Below are 19,511 nucleotides of genomic sequence, written 5' to 3'. Positions count from 1 at the left end.
GAAAACTATGAGTAAAGTAAGAACCAGATTTGCACCAAGTCCGACAGGGAGAATGCATGTCGGCAATCTTCGTACGGCGTTGTATGCCTACCTGATTGCAAAACACGAAGGCGGAGATTTCATGCTTCGTATTGAAGATACAGACCAGGAGCGTTTTATGGACGGCGCTCTGGAAATTATTTACCGGACGCTTGAAAAGACGGGCCTGATTCACGATGAAGGACCGGACAAGGATGGCGGATATGGGCCGTATGTGCAGAGTGAAAGAAATAAAAGCGGTCTCTACCTGAAATATGCAAAGCAGCTGATTGAGCAGGGAGACGCCTATTATTGCTTCTGTGACAAGGAGCGTCTGGACAGTCTGAAGTCTACTGTCTCGGAAAGCGGGACAGAGATTCGTGTTTATGATAAACACTGTCTGTCTTTGAGCAAAGAAGAGATCGAAGCGAACCTTGCGGCAGGCAAACCGTATGTTATCCGGATCAATATGCCGACAGAAGGAACGACAACCTTTCATGATGAGATTTACGGGGATATCACAGTTAACAATGCTGAGCTGGATGATATGATTCTGATCAAGTCCGATGGATACCCGACCTACAATTTTGCAAACGTGGTCGATGACCATCTGATGAATATCACACATGTGGTAAGAGGAAACGAGTACCTTTCCTCCGCGCCAAAATACAACCGACTTTACGAGGCATTTGGATGGGAGCCGCCGGTTTATGTGCACTGTCCTTTGATTACGGATGAGAACCATAAAAAACTGAGCAAACGCTGCGGTCATTCTTCCTATGAGGATCTGATCGAACAGGGCTTTATCTCAGAGGCAGTCGTAAACTATGTTGCACTTCTTGGATGGTGCCCGCAGGACAATCAGGAGATCTTCAGTCTGGAAGAGCTTGTAAAGGCATTTGACTACCACCATATGAGCAAATCTCCGGCCGTATTTGACGTACAGAAGCTGAAATGGATGAACAGCGAATATATGAAGATGATGGATTTCGATACCTTCTATGATATGGCGGAGCCTTATATCAGGAAGGTTATCACAAAAGACTACGATCTGAAGAAAATCGCTGCTCTTGTCAAAACCAGAATTGAAATTTTCCCGGATATCATGGAGCAGATTGATTTCTTCGAGGAACTTCCGGAGTATGACACGTCCATGTACATTCACAAGAAGATGAAGACAAATGAGGAGACATCTCTTGAAGTGTTAAAAGAGCTTCTTCCGGTTCTGGAAAAGCAGGATGATTATTCCAACGATGCACTTTTTGAAACATTAAAAGGATATGTTGCAGAGAAAGGATGCAAGAACGGCTATGTAATGTGGCCGGTTAGAACAGCGGTTTCCGGAAAACAGAATACACCGGGCGGGGCAACTGAGATTATGGAGGTTCTCGGAAAGGAAGAATCTCTTGACAGGATCCGTAAAGCAATCGAATTACTGGAGAAATAGAGTATGGAAAAAAAGCACAGCGGGGGAGAAAGACCCCCGCTTTCCGATTTTAATGAGGCACAGAGGGAGGCGGTCTGCCACCGTGAAGGACCATGTATGGTCCTTGCAGGACCGGGTTCCGGAAAGACGGCTGTGATTACGGGACGTCTGGAATGGATGATCCGCCATTTCAGGATCCGGCCTGAGGAGATACTTGTTATTACCTTCACCAAGTATGCGGTAAAGGAAATGAAAGAGCGTTTCCTTGCCAGGATGGGACTGAAACATTGTCCGGTGACCTTCGGGACATTCCACGGCATTTATTATGGAATGCTCCGTCAGATTTATCATCTTGCTCCGGATCAGATTTTGACGGAAGAAGAACAGAAGGCCATGGCAGAAGCAGCGGTCAGGGATGTGGAAAGAGAAAACCGGAAACGCCCGAAAGACAAAGATGTCCTTCTTATGATCGGGAAGGTAAAAAATAACGGGGGATTTTCCGGAATTACGGATGATCCGGAAGACCGGCAGATCTACCATGCCTACGAGAAGCGGAAAAAAGAGGCCGGCCGGATCGATTTTGATGATATGCTTCTGCTGTGTTATCAGTTATTCTGTCGTCAGCCTCAGATCCTGAAGAAATGGCAGGAACGATATCCTTACATTTTGATCGATGAGTTTCAGGACAGCAGCAAAATACAGTACGAGATTATCAAATTACTTGCGGGGAAGAGGGCGAACCTTTTTGTGGTAGGAGATGATGATCAGGCGATTTACGGGTTTCGCGGGGCCACACCGGGCATCATGAAACAGTTTATGGAGGATTTTCCTCAGGCATCGCTTGTCCGGCTATCCGTGAACTACCGGAGCAGCGCGTTTATTGTACAGGCTTCCGGAAAAGTGATCCGGAAAAACAAGTTCCGCTTTTCCAAAGATCTTGAAGCGGTCCATGACCGGGGAAAGCCGGTTCATGTACAGGAATTAAAAGACATGGAGCAGGAAGCTGAGTATGTCGCAGCCGCTGTAAAAAAGAAACTGGAAGAAGGAGTGCCGCCGGAAGAGATCTCAGTCATTTTCCGGACCGTACAGGACGCTTCTATGGTAATGTCCGCCTTTATGAACCGGGGGATTCCTTTTTTTATGAAAGAAAAAGCATTCCATCTCTTTGAGCATTTTATTGCGGAAGATATGAAGGCATATTTTCGGATTGCCATGGGGGAAAGAAACCGCAGTGATTTTCTGCGGGTAATCAACCGCCCGAACCGTTACATCAGCCGGAGTGCTCTGGAGAAAGAGCGGACAGATTTTGAGGATCTGAAATTATTTTACTGTGATAAAGAGTGGATGCTGGACAGAATTGATGCTTTCGAAGAAGATATGGAGGCAGTTTCCAGGATGGCGCCATATGCGGCATTTCAGTTTCTTCTGAAAAAGACCGGATATCAGGAGTATCTGAAAGAGTATTCGCAGAAGATGCAGATTGAGGAGGCAGAGCTTACCGAGATTGTAGATGAACTTGCCCAGAGCATGAAAAAGATGGATACCATGAAAGAGTGGATTGAATTCACACAGGTTTATACAGACCGGATCCGTCAGATGGAAAAGGAAGAAAAATTTACAAAGGGGAAAACAGCTTTGCTGACGATGCACGGAGCCAAAGGCCTGGAATACCGCTGTGTTTATATCATTGAAGCGCAGGAAGGCAGTATTCCCCACAGGAAAGCCATTGTGGAAGAGGAAATCGAAGAGGAGAGAAGGCTGTTTTATGTTGCCATGACGCGCGCAAAGGAAGAACTTTCCATCTGTTATGTCAAAGAAAAAAACGGGAAGGAAGTTTATCCATCCCGTTTTGTCCAGGAACTATTTACTCGTCCTCGTCAAGAAGCTCGTTAAATTCCTGCTCATCAAGCCACTCATCAAATGCATCAGCGGCCGCTTCATACTCATCATCATCCTCGATGTTGGAAAGATTCGGCTCGCCGTCAATCTCTTCGTAGCGGTAAAGAAATACATCCCCGTTTTCATTTGCGTCCCCATTTTCATCCAGAGGAAGCAGGGCAATATATTCATGTGTACCGGCAGAAAAGATAGTCAGCACATCGCATTCCAGCTCCTCGTCATTATCAAGCGTAAGAGTGACAGTTAAATTTTGATCTTCCATACTCTTTCTCTCCTTTGTGTTGATAAATTTACTGTATCAGACCCGTTCATAAAAAGCAAGGGGAAACAAAAAATGAATGAAATTTTAAACTATTGACATTCCCTACGGGGAAAAGTTACAATAAAACTGATTAGTACAACATCGGGAGGAAAGAATATGAAGTTCAAAAGATGGGCAGCAGGTATTGTTGCACTATTGCTTGTTTTCAGTCTGGGACTTGTGGCCTGCGCCAAACCGGCAGGCGGTACTCCGGAAGACAATCCGGTCCCGGCAGAGGAGGAAGAAGAAGTTGAAACCAAATCATATAAATTAGGTTTTTCCTGTATTAACATGGACAATCCCTATTATGACACGCTGGAGGCATCTATCAGGGAGGCCGTTGAAGAGGCGGGCAGCACTTTGATATCCAAAGATCCGAAGGGAGATTCCACAACACAGATCCAGCAGATACGTGAGATGATTTCGGACGGAATTGAAGCGATTTTTTTATGTCCGGTAGACTGGGAGAAGATTCAGCCTGCAGTAACAGAGTTAAAGGAATCAGATATTAAGATCATTAATCTCGATACACAGGTACAGAACCGGGAGGATGTCGATGCCTATATCGGTTCTGACAATACGAGCGCGGGGGTTATCTGCGGCGAAAAGCTGATCGAGGCTGCTCCGGATGGCGGACAGGTTGTGATCCTGGAGTGCATAACACAGAATTCAATTATTGACAGGATTAACGGATTTGAGGAGACAATTGCCGGAGAAGGCTTTGAAGTTGTGGCGAGAGCCGAGACATATGGTGAACGTGAAGAGGCGAAGAAACAAATGGCATCCATCCTGCAAGAGCAGGAGCATATTACAGCGGTCATGTGCGGAAATGACCAGATTGCTCTTGGTGCGCTGGACGCCATCGAGGAAGCAGGCAGAACAGACATGATGATCTACAGTGTAGACGGTTCGCCGGAGTTAAAGCAGGAACTTGCTAAGGATGACAGTCTGGTTGTCGGAATTGCTGCACAGTCGCCGATCAATATTGGCAAATCTGCAGTGACAGTGGCATTTCAGATTATGAACGGGGAAAGATATGAAGAAGAGACATTAGAGGAAGTACTTTACATTGATAGAAGCAATGTTGAAATGTACGGAGTCGATGGCTGGCAGTAGCACTGCCGCCGGAAAGGATTAAAAGTTATGACACATGGAGAAAAACGACCTGTGCCGGCAGGAGTATTATGGACAGAGGAGGGGATTTCCTTTTCTGTAGCGGTTCCGAAAGGAAAGAACTGCAGGCTTTGTATCTACCGGGGGAAAAAGACAGAGCCATATCGGGAGATCAGCATGGAAGAAGATATTCTTTATGGAGATATCCGTTCATCCGGTATCCAGAGCGGTCTTAAGGATGGAGATGAGTATCTGTACTTTATTGATGACGAGCCCTATGTAGACCCGTATGCCCATGGGATCAGAAAGTATACCGGACAGGACGAAAACGGTCTGGAGACCGAATATGTGAGGGCGCTTCTCTGTGCACCGGATTTTGACTGGGACAATGACCGCCCGCTGGATCTTCCGGATGAGGATATCATCGCCTACAGCCTTCATGTGCGCGGATATACAAAAAGTCAGGGCTCTAAAGTAAAAAACAGAGGAACTTTTGGAGGCATTATTGAAAAAATTCCGTATCTGAAAGAGCTTGGCATCAATCAGATTCAGTGCATGCCGGTCTATGAGTTTAAAGATCACATCAGACTTGCAAGGAATTACTGGGGATATGGCGAGGCCTACTGTTTTGCTCCGAAGAGCCGTTACGCCAGCTCCAATCCGGTCCGGGAATTAAAAGAGATGGTCAAGGCATGCCATCAGGCAGGGATTGAGGTAATCCTTCACCTGCCGTTTTACGATGCCATGCCGAAACAAAAGATGATTGAATGCCTGAGATATTACCGGCAGGAGTTTCATGCAGACGGTTTTGTCGTAAATCCATATACGGTTCCGCTGGAAGTGATTCAGAGTGATGATTATCTGAAGAATCTGAAGCTGATTGTGAAAAATGACGAGTTTCAAACAGTTATGCGGCGTTTCCTGAAGGGAGACGAAGGTATGATCGAGAGTGTCATCTGGCATTTGAAGCATCTCTGTCAAAATGACCATCAGTATCATTATATTACGGATCACACTGGATTTACGCTTTGTGATCTTGTCTCCTATGATGGAAAGCATAATGAATTAAATGGCGAGAATAATCATGATGGACCGGACTACAATTACAGCTGGAACTGCGGGGTAGAAGGTCCGACACGAAAAAAAGCGGTTGTAAAACTCAGAGAGCAGCAGATGCGCAATGCATTTTTCCTGCTTCTGATGGCTCAGGGGACGCCGTGTATTCTGGCAGGAGACGAGTTCGCAAATTCTCAGAATGGAAACAATAATGTGTATTGTCAGGACAATGATACTGCTTGGGTAAACTGGAAAAAGGCGGAGAAAGAGCAGTGGCTGACAGATTATGTCAAAGCGCTGATCCGTTTCCGGAAAGAGCACAGGATCCTTCACCCGGCAGAAGAATGTCAGGGAATCGATCTGACCCACTGTGGAGTGCCGGATGTGTCTTATCACGGAGAGAATGCATGGCAGGTTCCAAATGAGATTGCAAGCAGACAACTTGGAGTCTTTTACAGTGGCGCGACCAAGAGGGAGAAAGATCTTTATATTGCCTACAATATGCACTGGGAAGATCATACATTTGCATTGCCGTCTCTGCCAAAAGGAAAACACTGGAGGAAGATTTTTACCACAACAGTCCAGGAAGGATTTTTAGAAAGCAATGGTGAAGTCTGTCAGGAGCGCAAGGCAGTGATTGAGGCGAGATCCATAGCGGTATTTACAGGGGAGGCATATGAATCAGAAGATACTTGTAAAAAATAGGCCGGAGATTTCTGCGTGTCAGTTGAAGTGGACCGGACTGATTACAATGTTGATCGATCACGTCGGACTGATCTTTTTTCCGGACCTGTGGATTCTGGATGTGATCGGGAGGATTTCGTTTCCGATCTTTGCTTTCACGACGGCAGTCGGATTCATGTACACGAGGAACATCGTCAGTTACGGTCTCAGGCTGTTTGCTTTCGCTGTTGTCTCGGAGCCATTTTACGATCTTGCTTTTTTCGGAACACCTGTTTATCCTGGAAGACAGAATGTTCTTTTTACGTTTGCGCTAGGAGTTCTGATGCTTTATTTCTGGCTGTATTTTGAAAACATGGTATTCAGGTGTTTTTCTGTACTTATGGTTTTTCTGGCAGCAGAATTTTTTGCGACAGACTATAGTTCCATGGGACTTTTGATGATTTTATTCTGTTACTGCTTTTACAATGAAAATCTAAAGCGCGATATATCTCTTGCAGCCGTCAATGTTTTACTGATGGGAGGAAGACAGATGTTTGCGGTTTTGTCCTTGATTCCTCTCCATCTTTACAGCGGAGAAAAAGGAAGGGATATGAAAAAAATCTTTTATCTGTTTTATCCGCTGCATCTTGCGCTTCTGGCGGGAATCCGGTGGTGGATCGAACAGTAACAACAAAGAGAAAGGAAACACAATGAACGTCTGGGGACATTTTTGTACAATCAACCGACATAAATTTCTGGTGATGAAATATTGTTTTCGGGTGGGACTGTACAGGCAGGGACTGTTGCATGACTTGTCGAAATATTCGCCGTGCGAGTTTCTTGTCGGCTGTCGTTATTTTCAAGGCAACAGAAGCCCGAATAATGCCGAACGGGAGGACAAAGGCTGCTCAACTGCCTGGCTGCATCATAAGGGACGCAACAAGCATCATTATGAGTACTGGATGGATTATGGACTTCGTCCGGAAGACGGGATCTGCGGCATGAGGATGCCGGACAGGTACATTTTTGAGATGTTTCTGGACCGGATTGCGGCATCCAAAACATATAAAAAAGAGTCATATACGGATCGCTGTCCGCTGGAATATTATGAGAAGGGCTGTTCAGCCCGGTTTCTTCATCCACATACAAAGAAAGTACTGGAAAAGCTTTTGCGTATGCTGGCGGAAGAGGGAGAGGAGAAGACTTTTTCTTATCTGAAACGGGTAATCAAAAAAAGAAAGAGAGAGCACAGTCTGTAGACTCAGACTGTACTCTCTCTTTGAAATTTTCAGATTAGTCCGGATAAACAAGACGCTCCTCTGTAATATGATCCAGCACTTCTTTTTTATATTTTGCTGCAAGATAGCGGGCCATCGGAAGGTTCATATCCAGATAGTTCCCGCAGTCCCTGGCGGAAGCTCCCGGAACTTCTCCTTCAAATCCGGCAATAAAATCAAACATATCATTTAAAAGCGGAAGAATGTCCCGGGATTCATAGTCGCCTGCAAGCACCAGATAAAATCCGGTACGGCATCCCATAGGTCCAAAATAAATGGTTTTTACCCCGAATCCCTCATGGTTTCTCAGAAATGTTGCCCCCAGATGCTCGATCGTGTGAACCTCTGCGGTATTCATTACCGGTTCATAGTTCGGCCGGGTCATTCGAAGATCGAATGTCGTAATAACAGAATCCCCCACAGTATCCTTTCGTGACACATAGACACCTGGAAGAAGGGTCAGATGATTTATAGTAAAACTTGCAATTTTTTCCATGTTGTTCCTCTCCTTTCACTTAGTAAGTATAGACTGATTTGTTAAAAAGGGCAAGGGAATACTGAAATGAATCTCAGGTTGTGTTAAAATAGGAAAAGAGTGTTAGGACACTGAGATTTGATAAAGAATCAGGAGGGTTACTTATGCGTTTATATTTGATTCGTCATGGTGAGACGGACTGGAATAAAGTGAAAAAACTGCAGGGAAAGTCGGATATTCCATTGAATGCCTTTGGAGAGCATCTGGCGGAAGAAACAGGAGAGGCATTAAGCACCGTCCCTTTTGATGTGGCTTATACCAGTCCTCTGAAGCGTGCCAGAAGGACGGCAGAGCTTGTTCTCGGAGACCGTAATGTTCCAATTCTCGATGAGAAGAGAATCGAGGAGATGGGATTTGGCATTTACGAAGGGCTGATCTGTAAAGAAGAGGCATCTGAAATTCCGGATCCGGAGTTTTTCCAGTTTTTCCATGCTCCGGAAAAGTACCGTCCACCAAAAGGAGGAGAATCCTTTGAGGATGTCCTGAAAAGAACGGGGGATTTTCTGGAGGAGCTTCGTCAGGATCCTGCACGTGCAGGGCAGACGATTTTGATTGCGACCCACGGCGCAGCACTCTGTGCTCTTTTATGTCATATGAAGGGAGCAGATGTCAAAGATTTCTGGGGAACGGGAGTTCACAAGAACTGTGCGGTGACAATCGTGGACGTGACACCGGAAGAATACCGGATTGTAGAAGAAGGAAAAACCTACTATACAGAAGAAGTCAAACCATGGTAACTTAAAATCCCCGTCTTGCGTATCTGGCCGCAGGACGGGGATTTTTTATGGAAGATACACGTCTGGTATTTTAGTCATCTTCCTCTTCTTCAGCTGTAGTAGTATAAGTCTGGCGTTTTCTGGCCATCTCATCGCTTTCCAGATATTCATCATAGGTTGTGATCTTGTCAATCATCTGGCCGTTCGGCATGATTTCCATAATCCGGTTTGCTGTTGTCTGTACAATCTGATGGTCGCGGGAAGAGAAAAGAATCACTCCCGGGAATTTGATCATACCATTGTTAAGCGCAGTGATGGATTCCATATCCAGATGGTTGGTCGGCTCATCAAAAATCAGAACATTGGCTCCCGAAATCATCATCTTGGAAAGGAGGCAGCGTACCTTTTCCCCGCCTGAGAGAACATTGACACGCTTCATTCCATCGTCTCCTCCAAAGAGCATACGGCCAAGGAAGCCACGGACATAAGTCACGTCCTTCTCTTCAGAATACTGTGTCAGCCATTCTGTGATCGTATAGTTACTGTCAAATTCTTTTCCGCTGTCCTTTGGGAAATAGGCCTGAGAAGTTGTGATCCCCCATTTGTAGGTACCTTCATCCGGCTCAAGCTCTCCTGCGAGAATGCGGAAGAGGGTTGTCTTTGCAAGCTCGTTACTTCCGACAAAAGCGACTTTGTCATCGTGATTGATGGTGAAGCTTAAATGATCCAGAACTTTCACTCCGTCAATAGTCTTGGTCAGATTTTCCACTGTCAGAACTTCATTACCGATTTCACGGTTTGGACGGAAGTCGATGTACGGGTATTTTCTGCTGGAAGGACGGATTTCATCGAGCTGAATCTTTTCCAGAGCCTTCTTTCTGGAAGTCGCCTGCTTGGATTTGGAAGCATTGGCGCTGAAACGGGAGATAAACTCTTTGAGCTCTTTGATCTTTTCTTCCTTCTTCTTGTTTGCTTCTTTCATCTGCCGGATCAAAAGCTGGCTGGACTCATACCAGAAATCATAGTTTCCTGCATAGAGCTGGATTTTTCCATAATCGATATCTGCGATCTGAGTGCAGACCTTATTCAGGAAATAACGGTCGTGGGACACCACAATGACCGTATTTTCAAAGCTGATCAAAAATTCCTCCAGCCATGCGATGGCATCCAGATCCAGATGGTTGGTCGGCTCGTCCAGAAGAAGGATATCCGGATTTCCGAACAGTGCCTGTGCAAGCAGAACCTTCACCTTCTGTGCACCGGTCAGATTTTTCATATACTGATAATGAAGATCCGTTTCAATGCCAAGACCATTTAACAGACTGGCTGCGTCAGATTCTGCCTCCCATCCGTTCATGGTAGCAAATTCTCCTTCGAGCTCACTTGCTTTCATGCCGTCTTCATCGGTAAAGTCTTCTTTGGCATAGAGCGCCTCTTTTTCTTTCATGATTTCGTATAACCGCGCATTTCCCATAATTACGGTGTCCAAAACCATGTATTCATCATATTTAAAATGATCCTGCTGAAGGAAAGAAAGACGCTCTCCCGGTGTAATGATCACTTCCCCGTTCGTCGGCTCCAGCTGTCCGGAAAGAATCTTCAGAAAAGTAGATTTTCCGGCCCCGTTGGCGCCAATCAGTCCATAACAGTTGCCTTCGGTGAATTTGATCGTTACGTCTTCAAACAGCGCTTTTTTCCCAACGCGAAGTGTGACATTATTTGTACTGATCATAGCGTTTCGTTCTCCTTTACGTGAATTCAGATTGTCTGCGTCATAATAACCATCGCCTATCTTATCACAATCCATATCCACTTGGCAAGGGATTTCCCCGGCAGAATCCGGTAAATGAACGAGTTGTGCCGGCTTATGACTTCTGCATGAATGCTTCGATTTCCTCAACTGTTTTCGGGATTCCTCCGCTGAGTACTTCGCAGCCGTCCTTTGTCACAACAAGAGTGTCTTCAATTCGGATGCCGATCCCAAGCTCATCGAAGTAGAGCCCCGGTTCCAGGGTGAAGACCATGTCCTCTTCCAGAAGGGCGTTATCGTCCCCTACATCATGCGTATAAAGACCAATATAATGGCCGGATCCATGAAAATAGTAGCGAATGATTTCTTCCGGCTTTTCGATCATGCCAATCCGGATCAGTTCTTCCGCCATCACCTGTTTGCTTAATTCCTGCAGCTCGTTTTTCGGCTGGCCCGGTTTCGTCGCAGCAATGGCAGCATCCAGCCCTTTTAAAACGATGTTGTAAAGGGTTTTCTGCTCCTCGGTAAAATGTCCGTTTATCGGATAGGTCCGACTGACATCCGCGTCATATCCGCCCCATTTGGCACCAAGGTCATATAAAATCATGTCTCCATCTTTCATCAGACGGTCGTTGTCACTGTAATGCATGCAACAGGCATTCGGACCGGAAGCAGCAATGGTTGGAAACGCGTGCGCAGCATTGTGGGACTTCAGGGAAAAATCAAAGTACGCTTCGCTTTCGTATTCATACATGTCCGGTTTCAAATGGGAGAGCATGTTTTTTACGCCGATTTCCGTAATCTCACAGGCTTTGCGGTGCAGTGCGATTTCTTCCTTTGTTTTTACCTGGCGGAACCGCGCCAGATCCTGAAAGGTGTTATAAACCGGAAGAGTAGGATCAAAGTTATGGATGCGGCAGGCAAAGCTGCGGGCCTCATTTTTAACAAACGGACGCTCCCATCCGGGAATGTCGATATAAACCTGATGAATCAGGCCCGGCTCGCCAAACAGCGGAATAGATTTTTCAAAACGCTCCAGATACTCCACCTGTTCGATGCCGGTTTCTTCCTTGACGCTTTCCTTTGTGTAAGAGACGCCGGTCCAGCGGGCAGCCTTTTCATCCGGGTGATCGATAAACAATGTCTCCCGGATAACGCCGTTTCTCTTGACAACCATCAGGACAGCATCCGGATAGGAAAATCCTGTCAGATAATAAAAATTGGCATAGGGTGTAAAAGGATACATTTCATCCCCTTTCCATTCCTTTTCTGTGCCGGAAAAGACAAATCCGACAGAATTCTCATTCAGAACAGAAGCGTAGAGCGCCCGTCTGGAAGCATGAAATTCTTTGCTGATCATAAATAAGTTCCTCCTTGTTCATTCGTTGAAACCAGTATAACACAGGAAGAAAGAAAAAGATCAAATTCATTGTTTACTTCATGAAAAGAAGCTGATACTATAAAAGACAAAGGCAAAATTTGAAAGCAGGAGGAGAAAAATGGACGAAAGACAGAATAGCCAGAATAACAAACTGATTCCTGCGGTTCTTGTTCTGGAAGGAGGCGCGACAAGAGGAGTATTTACCTCCGGAGTGCTTGACTTTCTTATGGAAAAAGATTTTTACACAACCGACGTGATCGGAGTATCCGCAGGGGCCTGCAACGCAATCGATTATGTGTCCAGGCAGATCGGACGCACGAAAAAGTGCATGATACACAAGGAAAAAGAATATGACTTTTATCTGGGCCTGCGCAAGATGGTCAAGGAAAAAAGCATGATGGATATGGATCTCATTTTTGACCGGTATCCAAAAGAGCTGATTCCATTTGACTTTGACACGTACTTCCAGTCGGAGATGAAATGTGATCAGGTAGTGACAAACTGCGAGACCGGGAAAGCAGAGTATCTCGATGAGAGAAAAGAAAAAGAACGGCTTCTAAAAATCTGCCGGGCTTCCAGCAGTATGCCGCTGGCAGCTCCGATTGTCCGGATTGACGGAGTTCCGTATTTGGATGGAGGACTTGCAGATTCCGTGCCGATCGAAAGAGCTTTAAAAAAGGGAAGGAAAAAGATTATTGTCATTCTGACAAGAAACGAGGGCTATCGGAAGAAGAAACCGTCCCTTGGAGAAACCAGAATCTATCGCGCTGCATATAAGAAATATCCGAATCTGGTCCGGACGATCCTGAGACGTCCTTATGTTTACAATAAGCAGATGGAGCAGATTGAGCAGTTGGAACGGAAAGGAGAAATTTTTGTCCTCCGTCCGAAGATAAAAACGATAGGAAGAATGGAAAAGAATTACGATCGTCTTACATCGTTCTATGAGCACGGCTATGTGCAGATGAAAGAAGAGTATGAAAGACTGCTGGAATATTTAAATAAATAAAACGAAAAGCAAATGAGATCAGCTGAAGTGGCAGCTGGTCTTATTTTTTAAATCTATACGTGATTTTAAGATACAGCATTTATATCGGTTCTTTGATTTTTATCTGTCTTTTTCAGATAAAGCGCAGAAAATGGGGATTGTATACCTGGCGGATCTGTTCAGGCTGCACGGTCGTGGATGTTCTGATTACATCGATATTCAACAAAATGGACGTGCATCTTGCATATGACTCCACGATATTAATGTTTATGAATTGTTTTATAATATCACCGTTTCTGTGGGAAGTCAGTACCTGCAAAAACTGTGGCAGGGGGCTTTTTCTGCTTCCGCTGTTTCGAAACAGATGCCCTTTCTGCAGCAAACTGTTGTATTAAAAAAGGCCGGAAAGAAAAGGTTCAGTCGTGCCCTGTCCTTTCTGGCCTTTTGTCTGTACTATTGTGGATATTCTGCCTCCTGGAAGAACAGGCCCTTTGGATCGATCGGATCAGATGCGGCTTCTTTGCCGTCAAAGATCCGTCCGATATCGTCAACCGGACGCATTCCCTGTCCGATATCCAGGAGTGTGGAGATGATGATCCGTGCCATATTATGAAGGAAGTCATTGGCAGTGATAGTGAATTCCAGTTCATCCCCGCTTCCGTATATGTCAATGGAGAAGATTTCCTTGACTCCGCCTTTTTTCTTTTTAGAGGAAGAGAAGTGCTGAAAATCGTGGCGTCCAACCAGAAGTCCGGATGCTTCACGCATCTTCTGAATATCCGGTTTCTTAAACAGATGATATACATACTTCCGTTCGAATACATCCGGTACTTCTGCAGTGGAGATCCGGTAGATATAGGTGCGTTTCTTTGCATTTAAGGAAGCGTGGAAACGCTCCGGCATATCCTCTACTTCCAGAACAGCAATGTCGGAAGGGAGGTAGCGGTTAAGATAATGCCTGATTTCCCTGGCACTGAGGCTGCAGCCTGTATGGAAATTGACCGTCTGTGCGTAGGCGTGGACTCCGGTCTCTGTCCTGGAAGCACAGAAAAGCTCTGATTTCTGACCGGTCATCCGGAAAATTACTTCAGAAAGTTTTCCGGAAATGGTACTGGAAGTATCCTCACCGGCTCCGAGTCTCTGCCAGCCGTGGTATCTGGAGCCGTCGTATTCTATTGTCAGTCTGATATTTCGCATAGATTTTACTCCTTTTTTCTTTTGTAGTACCATGATATAATAAAAAAAGGAAAAAAGAAAGTCAAAAAGAGGTTAAAATTATGAGTGAAATCATACCAAAGAGAGTCGAGGATTCCATTGTGGAGACGGTCCATCTGGTGCGGCCTACCCATCTGAATTCAGCCGGCCGTCTGTTTGGGGGCGTTTTGATGCAGTGGATTGACGAGGCAGCCGGTATTGTAGCAAAGCGTCATTGCATGAGCAATATTACAACAGCTTCAGTAGATAATCTCCGGTTCATCCGCGGGGCTTATCAAAATGATATGGTTGTGATCCGGGCGAAAATGACTTATACAGGACACACATCCATGGAAATCAGGGTAGATACCTATGTGGAGGATCCGACCGGCATGCGCCGGCCGATCAACCGTGCTTATTTTACGGTAGTGGCGCTGGATGAAAATGACCGTCCAAAAGAAGTTCCCCGTCTGATAGTCGAGTCTGAGACAGAAAAGGCCGAATGGGAAGGGGCTCTGAAAAGAAGAGAAAACCGCCTGATGAGAAAAGAAGAAGGATTTTAAAGAGGAACTGTATTCAGTTCCTCTTTTTCCATGCAGCATTGACAAAGGCGACCATCTGGTCGATTCGGGCCTGTTCTTCCTTGCTTTTCCCTTCCTTTAAAAACTGGAGAATCAAAGTCATTTCATCCTCGGAAAATCGGATTCCTTTTTGATTTGCCTGAGTGATCAAAGACATCATGACAGGCGCCAGATTCCGGCCTGTTTTTCCCTGTGTCCTTTCAAATGCTGTCCGTATCAGTTCCTGTTTCAGCGGATCCAGGTTCCGGATCGCAGGATTCTTCATCCATTCCGCCCACTGGCTGTCCTTCGGATTCATCTTCAGCTTCGCCTCCTTTTTCAAACATTTGACTGTAGAGATCGAACATGTCGTCCGTGCCGGAAGGCATCATAGACCGGAGCAGATCTGCCGGGCCGGGATGTTCTTCTGCGGGACCGGCAGCATTCATCATTTCCATCATGCTCATGGCGGAAAGAGCCATATCGATCTGTTCGGCCTCGTCTTCCTTCATATACGGGCGGAGCTCTTCGAAAATTTCCATTGCGCCCGCCTGTTTTGGCGAGAGACATTCCCCCAGGCCAAAATGAGGGAAGTTCCGGAAATAAGCAAGTGTATTATGAAGCTCCATATATTTGATCCAAACAGCCAGAATTTTCTGAGTGCCGGAAGGCAGATAGGGGAGGAACAGCTTCATAATATGAAGATGTTCGGGTACTACCAGCATATCGAAAGGTGTCATGGGAAATGGAGTTTTGTTCTTCATATGTTTGCATCTCCTATCTGATCCGGCGTTGTAAATATATATGTGAATAAAACCGAAAATATGCGGGCATCATATACTGGAAGAAAAAGGAAAAGGAGAATGAGACATGCCAAGAAAACTGATTCTGGACGGGAATACGGTTTATGAACTGGATGAAGAATGCATGCTGCAGCAAAAATGTTCCGAATACGATAAAGAGACTCTCGCCGTTCACGTTAATAAAGAAGATGAGGAAAAAGCAGTAAGACGTCAGAACAGGAAATAGACCGGAGATGCAATGGATAACGTCTGTTTCAACTGCAGAAATTTTCAGGACCGGAGCAGCCGGTCCTGCTCTTTTTTACAACAGAAGTCTTTTAAAAAAGACAAAAAACTGCTATGATAAAAGACGATGAAAAAAGAAAGAAGGATGCATTATGACAAAAGTAGATATTATCTCCGGCTTCCTCGGAGCCGGAAAGACCACCTTTATCAAACGTCTGGTGACGGATGTATTTCAGGGGGAAAAGATCGTACTGATAGAAAATGAATTCGGAGAAATCGGAATCGACGGCGGATTTCTGAAAGATGCCGGGATCGAGATTACCGAGATGAATTCAGGCTGCATCTGTTGCACCCTCGTGGGAGATTTCAGCGAAGCGCTGAAAAAAGTCGTAGATCAGTATCATCCGGACCGTATCATCATTGAGCCGTCCGGTGTGGGCAAGCTGTCTGACGTGGCAGGAGCGGTCAGAAATGTAGAGGAACACTGCGGAATCGAACTGAACAGCTGTATCACAGTAGCAGACGGAAAGAAAGTAAAGATCTATCTGAAGAACTTCGGTGAATTTTACAGCAATCAGATTGAACATGCCGCAACGATCGTGCTGAGCAGGACCCAGTCCATGACAGACTCAAAACTCAAAGAGGCTGTCGCTCTGATCAGGGAAGAAAACCCGGATGCTGCCATCATCACAACACCATGGGATCAGCTTGACGGGGAAGTGATCCGTAATGCGGTAGAGCAGACTTCCAAGCCGACGGATCTTCTCAATGAAGCATGCCTTCACCATGATCATGACGGATGCTGCCACCATGATCACGAAGATTGCGGCTGTCATGAACATCATCATGACCATGAAGGACATGGACATGAGCATCACCATGATCATGAAGATTGCGGCTGTCATGAACATCACCACCACGATCATGAAGGGCATCATCATGCAGACGATGTGTTTACAAGCTGGGGAACAGAGACCGTAGAGAAATACGACCGTTCCGAGATTGAACAGTTCCTGGATTCTCTTGCAGATGAAGAAACATACGGTACCATTTTAAGAGCAAAGGGAATCGTCGAGGGAACTGACGGAAGCTGGATGGAGTTTGACTATGTGCCGGGAGAATATGAGATCCGTGACACCAAAGCGGATTATACCGGAAAGATCTGTGTGATCGGAACCGATATCCATACTGATAACATTCAGCAGACACTGCATGTATAGACAGGAGAGTGCCAGATGGAAACAGTAGTAGAACTTTTTACAGGATTTCTGGAAAGCGGGAAGACAACTTTAATTAATGAAGCGCTGCACAGCCCGGACTTTCTTGACTACAATCAGACACTTCTGATTGTCTGTGAAGAGGGGGACGAGGAGTACGACGAAGCGTGGCTTAAGAAAAACGGAATCATCAAATACGTGGTAGACGAGGAGGAAAAACTTAATGAATTCTTTCTTGAGGGACTGGAACTGAACTACCGCCCGGATCATGTCATGATCGAGTTCAACGGCACATGGGATCTGAACCGGATGCTGGAGATGAAGCTTCCGCCGGGATGGGAGATTGGAGCAGTACTCTCTACTGTGGATGCAGGCACGGCAGAGATGTATCTTTTGAATATGAGAAATATGTTTCTGGCTCCGCTTCTTTATTCTGATCTGGTTATTGTCAACCGGACAGAGGACGATACGGATAAAGCCAGGATCCGCAGAAGCATCAAGGTGATGAATCCGAGAGCACAGATCGTTTTTGAAAATGAGGACGGAGAGCCGGTTGAGAATACAGAGGAGGATCTGCCGTTTGATCTGAATGCGCCGGTGATCGAGATTGATGAGATCGATTACGGCATCTGGTATCTGGACGCCATGGAGCACCCGGAGCATTACAAAAACAAAAAGCTCAGGTTTCTTGCACAGGTATATAAAAACAAGAAACTGGGAGGCGGTTTTTTTGTGCCGGGCCGTTTTGTGATGACCTGCTGCGAGGAGGATATTACATTTCTTGGGTATCTTTGTAAATGTAAAGAGGAGATTCCCTATCAGAACAGAGACTGGGTATTTGTAACGGTTTCGTTCCGGTATGAATATATGAAGCAGTACAAAGAAAAAGGACCGGTTCTTTACCTGGAAGAGGTTCTTCCGGCAAAGAAACCGGCCAATGATGTGGTAACATTTGATTAGAAGAAAAGAGGAGGCGGGATGTTTTACCCCGCCTCCCCTTTTTGTCAGCAGGCACTAGCAGCAGCCGTTGTCATTATATCCGTTTCCGCCAAATCCGCCGCAGCAGCAGAGCAGAAGGATAATCCACAGGCAGTTGTCACATCCGCCGCCAAAACCGCTTCTTCCGTTTCCTCCGCATCCGCCGCAGCAGCACAGAAGAAGGATGATCCACAGGCAGGAATTACCTCCGAAACCAGAAGAAGATTCGCATCCGCATCCACAGTTTGTTGCACTTAAGTCACTCATATTTTTGCCTCCATATTTGTTATTTACAATGTTATACTATGTAGCAGGGCTTGTAAGTGTTTCCTTGATTTCAAAATATTTCCAAAGAGAAAATATAAGGCGCTCACACAGAGGTTTTTTCTTGAATAGGATGAAAGAAAAGGAGTTTTTTGCGTGAGACGGGTTAAGGAACACGTTCATTATTTTTGTGACGATACACTCTTTGGTCATATCGACGGGCACGGGATCACGACGGCGGTGCTGGATACCGGTATCTCACCGCACCCGGACCTGGAGGGACGGATTGTCGCATTTGGTGATATGCTGCATGGAAAAAGGCGGATGTATGACGATAATTCTCATGGCACTCATGTGGCAGGCATCATTGCAGGATCAGGGAAAATGTCGTCCGGAGTGTATGCAGGCATCGCTCCGGCTTCCCGGATTGTAGCCGTTAAGGTGCTGGATCAGAAAGGGGAAGGAAAGATCCGGCATCTGATAGAAGGCATCCGGGCGATTCTGAAAAACCGGGAAAAATGGGAGATCCGGATCGTGAACATTTCGATCGGAACCCTTCCCCACCGTGGAGACGAGGAAGAGGCGGAGCTTCTGCGCTGGGTGGACCGGATGTGGGATGAGGGCCTTGTAGTTGTTACGGCGGCCGGAAATTTCGGCCCCAGGAGTGGAACCGTAACGATTCCCGGTGTCAGCAAAAAAGTGATCACAGTCGGAGCGTCCGATGACGGAGAGCAAAAAGACCGGTTTGGAAAAGTCGGGACGAATTACTCCGGCAGAGGACCGACATTCGAGTGCGTCTGCAAGCCGGATCTGGTGGCCCCCGGATCCTATATCCGTTCCTGCAACGGATTCGGACAGAAAAAGAATCAGAAGATGTATTCGGTAAAAAGCGGCACCTCCATGTCCGCTCCCATTGTATCCGGGGCAGCGGCGCTTCTTTTGAGCAAATATCCGGATATGAAAAATGTGGAAGTCAAGCTTCGTCTTCTGATGAGCGCGGATGACATGGGAAAGGATGCAAACATTCAGGGAAGAGGGCTGTTAAACATCGAAAAACTGCTCAATCCAAAGCTGTAAAAAATTTTTTATGGTGTCAAGCATTTCCTCTTGACACCGCATTTTATTTATAGTATGATGTCACAGGTGA

21 protein-coding genes are annotated in these 19,511 nt (G+C 45.9%); 13 read left to right on the top strand and 8 right to left on the bottom strand.

The window, feature by feature from the left end; genetic code table 11:
• Positions 1–7: 7 nt before the first annotated feature.
• Both gltX and FGQ85_RS06465 read left to right on the top strand, forming a co-directional pair.
• Complete coding sequence (gltX, locus tag FGQ85_RS06470) at positions 8–1,465, top strand: glutamate--tRNA ligase (protein WP_087252318.1); 1,458 nt, start codon at positions 8–10, stop codon at positions 1,463–1,465.
• Positions 1,466–1,468: 3 nt separating this feature from the next.
• A complete protein-coding gene (locus tag FGQ85_RS06465; protein ID WP_138372983.1) occupies positions 1,469–3,337 on the top strand; it encodes an ATP-dependent helicase in 1,869 nt (622 codons plus the stop codon).
• Here FGQ85_RS06465 and FGQ85_RS06460 read toward each other — a convergent pair.
• Positions 3,309–3,605: a DUF1292 domain-containing protein gene (locus tag FGQ85_RS06460; protein WP_087167809.1), complete on the bottom strand. Its 297-nt coding sequence runs from the start codon at positions 3,603–3,605 to the stop codon at positions 3,309–3,311. The genes FGQ85_RS06465 and FGQ85_RS06460 overlap by 29 nt on opposite strands.
• A 156-nt stretch (positions 3,606–3,761) precedes the next feature.
• Between FGQ85_RS06460 and FGQ85_RS06455 the strand changes: the two genes are divergently transcribed.
• From FGQ85_RS06455 to FGQ85_RS06440, 4 genes are read left to right on the top strand one after another with little or no spacing between them, the layout of a single operon-like run.
• A complete protein-coding gene (locus FGQ85_RS06455) occupies positions 3,762–4,760 on the top strand; it encodes a substrate-binding domain-containing protein (RefSeq protein ID WP_138372982.1) in 999 nt (332 codons plus the stop codon).
• A 27-nt stretch (positions 4,761–4,787) separates the two neighbouring features.
• Positions 4,788–6,518: an alpha-amylase family glycosyl hydrolase gene (locus FGQ85_RS06450; protein WP_138372981.1), complete on the top strand. Its 1,731-nt coding sequence runs from the start codon at positions 4,788–4,790 to the stop codon at positions 6,516–6,518.
• Positions 6,490–7,164, top strand: a complete 675-nt coding sequence (locus FGQ85_RS06445) for a TraX family protein (RefSeq protein ID WP_138372980.1) — start codon at positions 6,490–6,492, stop codon at positions 7,162–7,164. The genes FGQ85_RS06450 and FGQ85_RS06445 overlap by 29 nt, the downstream gene beginning before the upstream one ends.
• A gap of 22 nt (positions 7,165–7,186) precedes the next feature.
• Entirely contained in the window at positions 7,187–7,735 is a 549-nt protein-coding gene (locus FGQ85_RS06440) for a DUF5662 family protein (protein ID WP_138372979.1), read from the top strand.
• Positions 7,736–7,769: 34 nt separating this feature from the next.
• On the opposite strand, the gene FGQ85_RS06435 is transcribed toward FGQ85_RS06440, so the two are convergent.
• Entirely contained in the window at positions 7,770–8,249 is a 480-nt protein-coding gene (locus FGQ85_RS06435) for an S-ribosylhomocysteine lyase (RefSeq protein WP_087252324.1), read from the bottom strand.
• Positions 8,250–8,392: 143 nt separating this feature from the next.
• Here FGQ85_RS06435 and FGQ85_RS06430 point away from each other — a divergent pair, with 143 nt between their 5' ends.
• A complete protein-coding gene (locus FGQ85_RS06430; RefSeq protein ID WP_138372978.1) occupies positions 8,393–9,025 on the top strand; it encodes a histidine phosphatase family protein in 633 nt (210 codons plus the stop codon).
• A gap of 70 nt (positions 9,026–9,095) precedes the next feature.
• Here FGQ85_RS06430 and FGQ85_RS06425 read toward each other — a convergent pair whose 3' ends face one another.
• Together FGQ85_RS06425 and FGQ85_RS06420 are read right to left on the bottom strand one after the other, a co-directional pair.
• Positions 9,096–10,736, bottom strand: a complete 1,641-nt coding sequence (locus FGQ85_RS06425; RefSeq protein WP_138372977.1) for an ATP-binding cassette domain-containing protein — start codon at positions 10,734–10,736, stop codon at positions 9,096–9,098.
• A gap of 133 nt (positions 10,737–10,869) precedes the next feature.
• The gene (locus FGQ85_RS06420; protein ID WP_087167817.1) at positions 10,870–12,114 is read right to left on the bottom strand and encodes an aminopeptidase P family protein; all 1,245 of its coding nucleotides are present in this window, start codon (positions 12,112–12,114) and stop codon (positions 10,870–10,872) included.
• Between the two features lie 139 nt (positions 12,115–12,253).
• Between FGQ85_RS06420 and FGQ85_RS06415 the strand changes: the two genes are divergently transcribed.
• Complete coding sequence (locus FGQ85_RS06415; RefSeq protein ID WP_330677387.1) at positions 12,254–13,144, top strand: patatin family protein; 891 nt, start codon at positions 12,254–12,256, stop codon at positions 13,142–13,144.
• 432 nt (positions 13,145–13,576) lie between these two features.
• Here FGQ85_RS06415 and truA read toward each other — a convergent pair whose 3' ends face one another.
• Entirely contained in the window at positions 13,577–14,320 is a 744-nt protein-coding gene (gene truA, locus FGQ85_RS06410) for a tRNA pseudouridine(38-40) synthase TruA (protein ID WP_138372976.1), read from the bottom strand.
• An 80-nt stretch (positions 14,321–14,400) separates the two neighbouring features.
• On the opposite strand from truA, the gene FGQ85_RS06405 reads away from it, so the two are divergent.
• Positions 14,401–14,880 (top strand): acyl-CoA thioesterase, encoded by a 480-nt coding sequence (locus tag FGQ85_RS06405; RefSeq protein WP_138372975.1) that lies wholly within the window; start codon positions 14,401–14,403, stop codon positions 14,878–14,880.
• 13 nt (positions 14,881–14,893) lie between these two features.
• On the opposite strand, the gene FGQ85_RS06400 is transcribed toward FGQ85_RS06405, so the two are convergent.
• The gene (locus FGQ85_RS06400) at positions 14,894–15,163 is read right to left on the bottom strand and encodes a hypothetical protein (protein ID WP_171027903.1); all 270 of its coding nucleotides are present in this window, start codon (positions 15,161–15,163) and stop codon (positions 14,894–14,896) included.
• Positions 15,099–15,641, bottom strand: coding sequence for a hypothetical protein (locus FGQ85_RS06395; protein WP_087167821.1), 543 nt, complete (start codon positions 15,639–15,641; stop codon positions 15,099–15,101). The genes FGQ85_RS06400 and FGQ85_RS06395 overlap by 65 nt, the downstream gene beginning before the upstream one ends.
• Before the next feature lie 106 nt (positions 15,642–15,747).
• Between FGQ85_RS06395 and FGQ85_RS18315 the strand changes: the two genes are divergently transcribed.
• The 3 genes from FGQ85_RS18315 to FGQ85_RS06385 all read left to right on the top strand — a co-directional run bounded on the left by FGQ85_RS18315 (position 15,748) and on the right by FGQ85_RS06385 (position 18,082).
• A complete protein-coding gene (locus FGQ85_RS18315; RefSeq protein WP_171027902.1) occupies positions 15,748–15,906 on the top strand; it encodes a hypothetical protein in 159 nt (52 codons plus the stop codon).
• A gap of 151 nt (positions 15,907–16,057) precedes the next feature.
• A complete protein-coding gene (locus tag FGQ85_RS06390; RefSeq protein ID WP_087252330.1) occupies positions 16,058–17,125 on the top strand; it encodes a GTP-binding protein in 1,068 nt (355 codons plus the stop codon).
• 15 nt (positions 17,126–17,140) lie between these two features.
• Entirely contained in the window at positions 17,141–18,082 is a 942-nt protein-coding gene (locus FGQ85_RS06385) for a GTP-binding protein (protein WP_087252331.1), read from the top strand.
• Positions 18,083–18,136: 54 nt separating this feature from the next.
• On the opposite strand, the gene FGQ85_RS06380 is transcribed toward FGQ85_RS06385, so the two are convergent.
• A complete protein-coding gene (locus tag FGQ85_RS06380; RefSeq protein ID WP_087252332.1) occupies positions 18,137–18,367 on the bottom strand; it encodes a chorion class high-cysteine HCB protein 13 in 231 nt (76 codons plus the stop codon).
• Between the two features lie 153 nt (positions 18,368–18,520).
• On the opposite strand from FGQ85_RS06380, the gene FGQ85_RS06375 reads away from it, so the two are divergent.
• Complete coding sequence (locus tag FGQ85_RS06375) at positions 18,521–19,441, top strand: S8 family peptidase (protein WP_138372974.1); 921 nt, start codon at positions 18,521–18,523, stop codon at positions 19,439–19,441.
• Positions 19,442–19,511 lie beyond the last annotated feature (70 nt).

Origin of the sequence: Pseudoflavonifractor sp. BSD2780061688st1 E11, from assembly GCF_005844125.1 — a bacterium.
Taxonomy (GTDB): domain Bacteria; phylum Bacillota; class Clostridia; order Lachnospirales; family Lachnospiraceae; genus Sellimonas; species Sellimonas catena.
This window is presented reverse-complemented; position numbering and strand designations above follow the sequence as displayed.

Bases quoted from the DNA above. Each gene is read 5' to 3' on its own strand.
- gltX (WP_087252318.1), top strand. From the start codon at position 8: ATGAGTAAAGTAAGAACCAGATTTGCACCAAGTCCGACAGGGAGAATG.
- FGQ85_RS06390 (WP_087252330.1), top strand. From the start codon at position 16,058: ATGACAAAAGTAGATATTATCTCCGGCTTCCTCGGAGCCGGAAAGACC.
- FGQ85_RS06400 (WP_171027903.1), bottom strand. From the start codon at position 15,163: ATGAAGAATCCTGCGATCCGGAACCTGGATCCGCTGAAACAGGAACTG.
- FGQ85_RS06425 (WP_138372977.1), bottom strand. From the start codon at position 10,736: ATGATCAGTACAAATAATGTCACACTTCGCGTTGGGAAAAAAGCGCTG.
- FGQ85_RS06430 (WP_138372978.1), top strand. From the start codon at position 8,393: ATGCGTTTATATTTGATTCGTCATGGTGAGACGGACTGGAATAAAGTG.
- FGQ85_RS06415 (WP_330677387.1), top strand. From the start codon at position 12,254: ATGGACGAAAGACAGAATAGCCAGAATAACAAACTGATTCCTGCGGTT.
- FGQ85_RS06440 (WP_138372979.1), top strand. From the start codon at position 7,187: ATGAACGTCTGGGGACATTTTTGTACAATCAACCGACATAAATTTCTG.
- FGQ85_RS06455 (WP_138372982.1), top strand. From the start codon at position 3,762: ATGAAGTTCAAAAGATGGGCAGCAGGTATTGTTGCACTATTGCTTGTT.
- FGQ85_RS06385 (WP_087252331.1), top strand. From the start codon at position 17,141: ATGGAAACAGTAGTAGAACTTTTTACAGGATTTCTGGAAAGCGGGAAG.
- FGQ85_RS06405 (WP_138372975.1), top strand. From the start codon at position 14,401: ATGAGTGAAATCATACCAAAGAGAGTCGAGGATTCCATTGTGGAGACG.
- truA (WP_138372976.1), bottom strand. From the start codon at position 14,320: ATGCGAAATATCAGACTGACAATAGAATACGACGGCTCCAGATACCAC.
- FGQ85_RS06380 (WP_087252332.1), bottom strand. From the start codon at position 18,367: ATGAGTGACTTAAGTGCAACAAACTGTGGATGCGGATGCGAATCTTCT.
- FGQ85_RS06420 (WP_087167817.1), bottom strand. From the start codon at position 12,114: ATGATCAGCAAAGAATTTCATGCTTCCAGACGGGCGCTCTACGCTTCT.
- FGQ85_RS06465 (WP_138372983.1), top strand. From the start codon at position 1,469: ATGGAAAAAAAGCACAGCGGGGGAGAAAGACCCCCGCTTTCCGATTTT.
- FGQ85_RS06435 (WP_087252324.1), bottom strand. From the start codon at position 8,249: ATGGAAAAAATTGCAAGTTTTACTATAAATCATCTGACCCTTCTTCCA.
- FGQ85_RS06450 (WP_138372981.1), top strand. From the start codon at position 4,788: ATGACACATGGAGAAAAACGACCTGTGCCGGCAGGAGTATTATGGACA.
- FGQ85_RS18315 (WP_171027902.1), top strand. From the start codon at position 15,748: ATGCCAAGAAAACTGATTCTGGACGGGAATACGGTTTATGAACTGGAT.
- FGQ85_RS06460 (WP_087167809.1), bottom strand. From the start codon at position 3,605: ATGGAAGATCAAAATTTAACTGTCACTCTTACGCTTGATAATGACGAG.
- FGQ85_RS06395 (WP_087167821.1), bottom strand. From the start codon at position 15,641: ATGAAGAACAAAACTCCATTTCCCATGACACCTTTCGATATGCTGGTA.
- FGQ85_RS06445 (WP_138372980.1), top strand. From the start codon at position 6,490: ATGAATCAGAAGATACTTGTAAAAAATAGGCCGGAGATTTCTGCGTGT.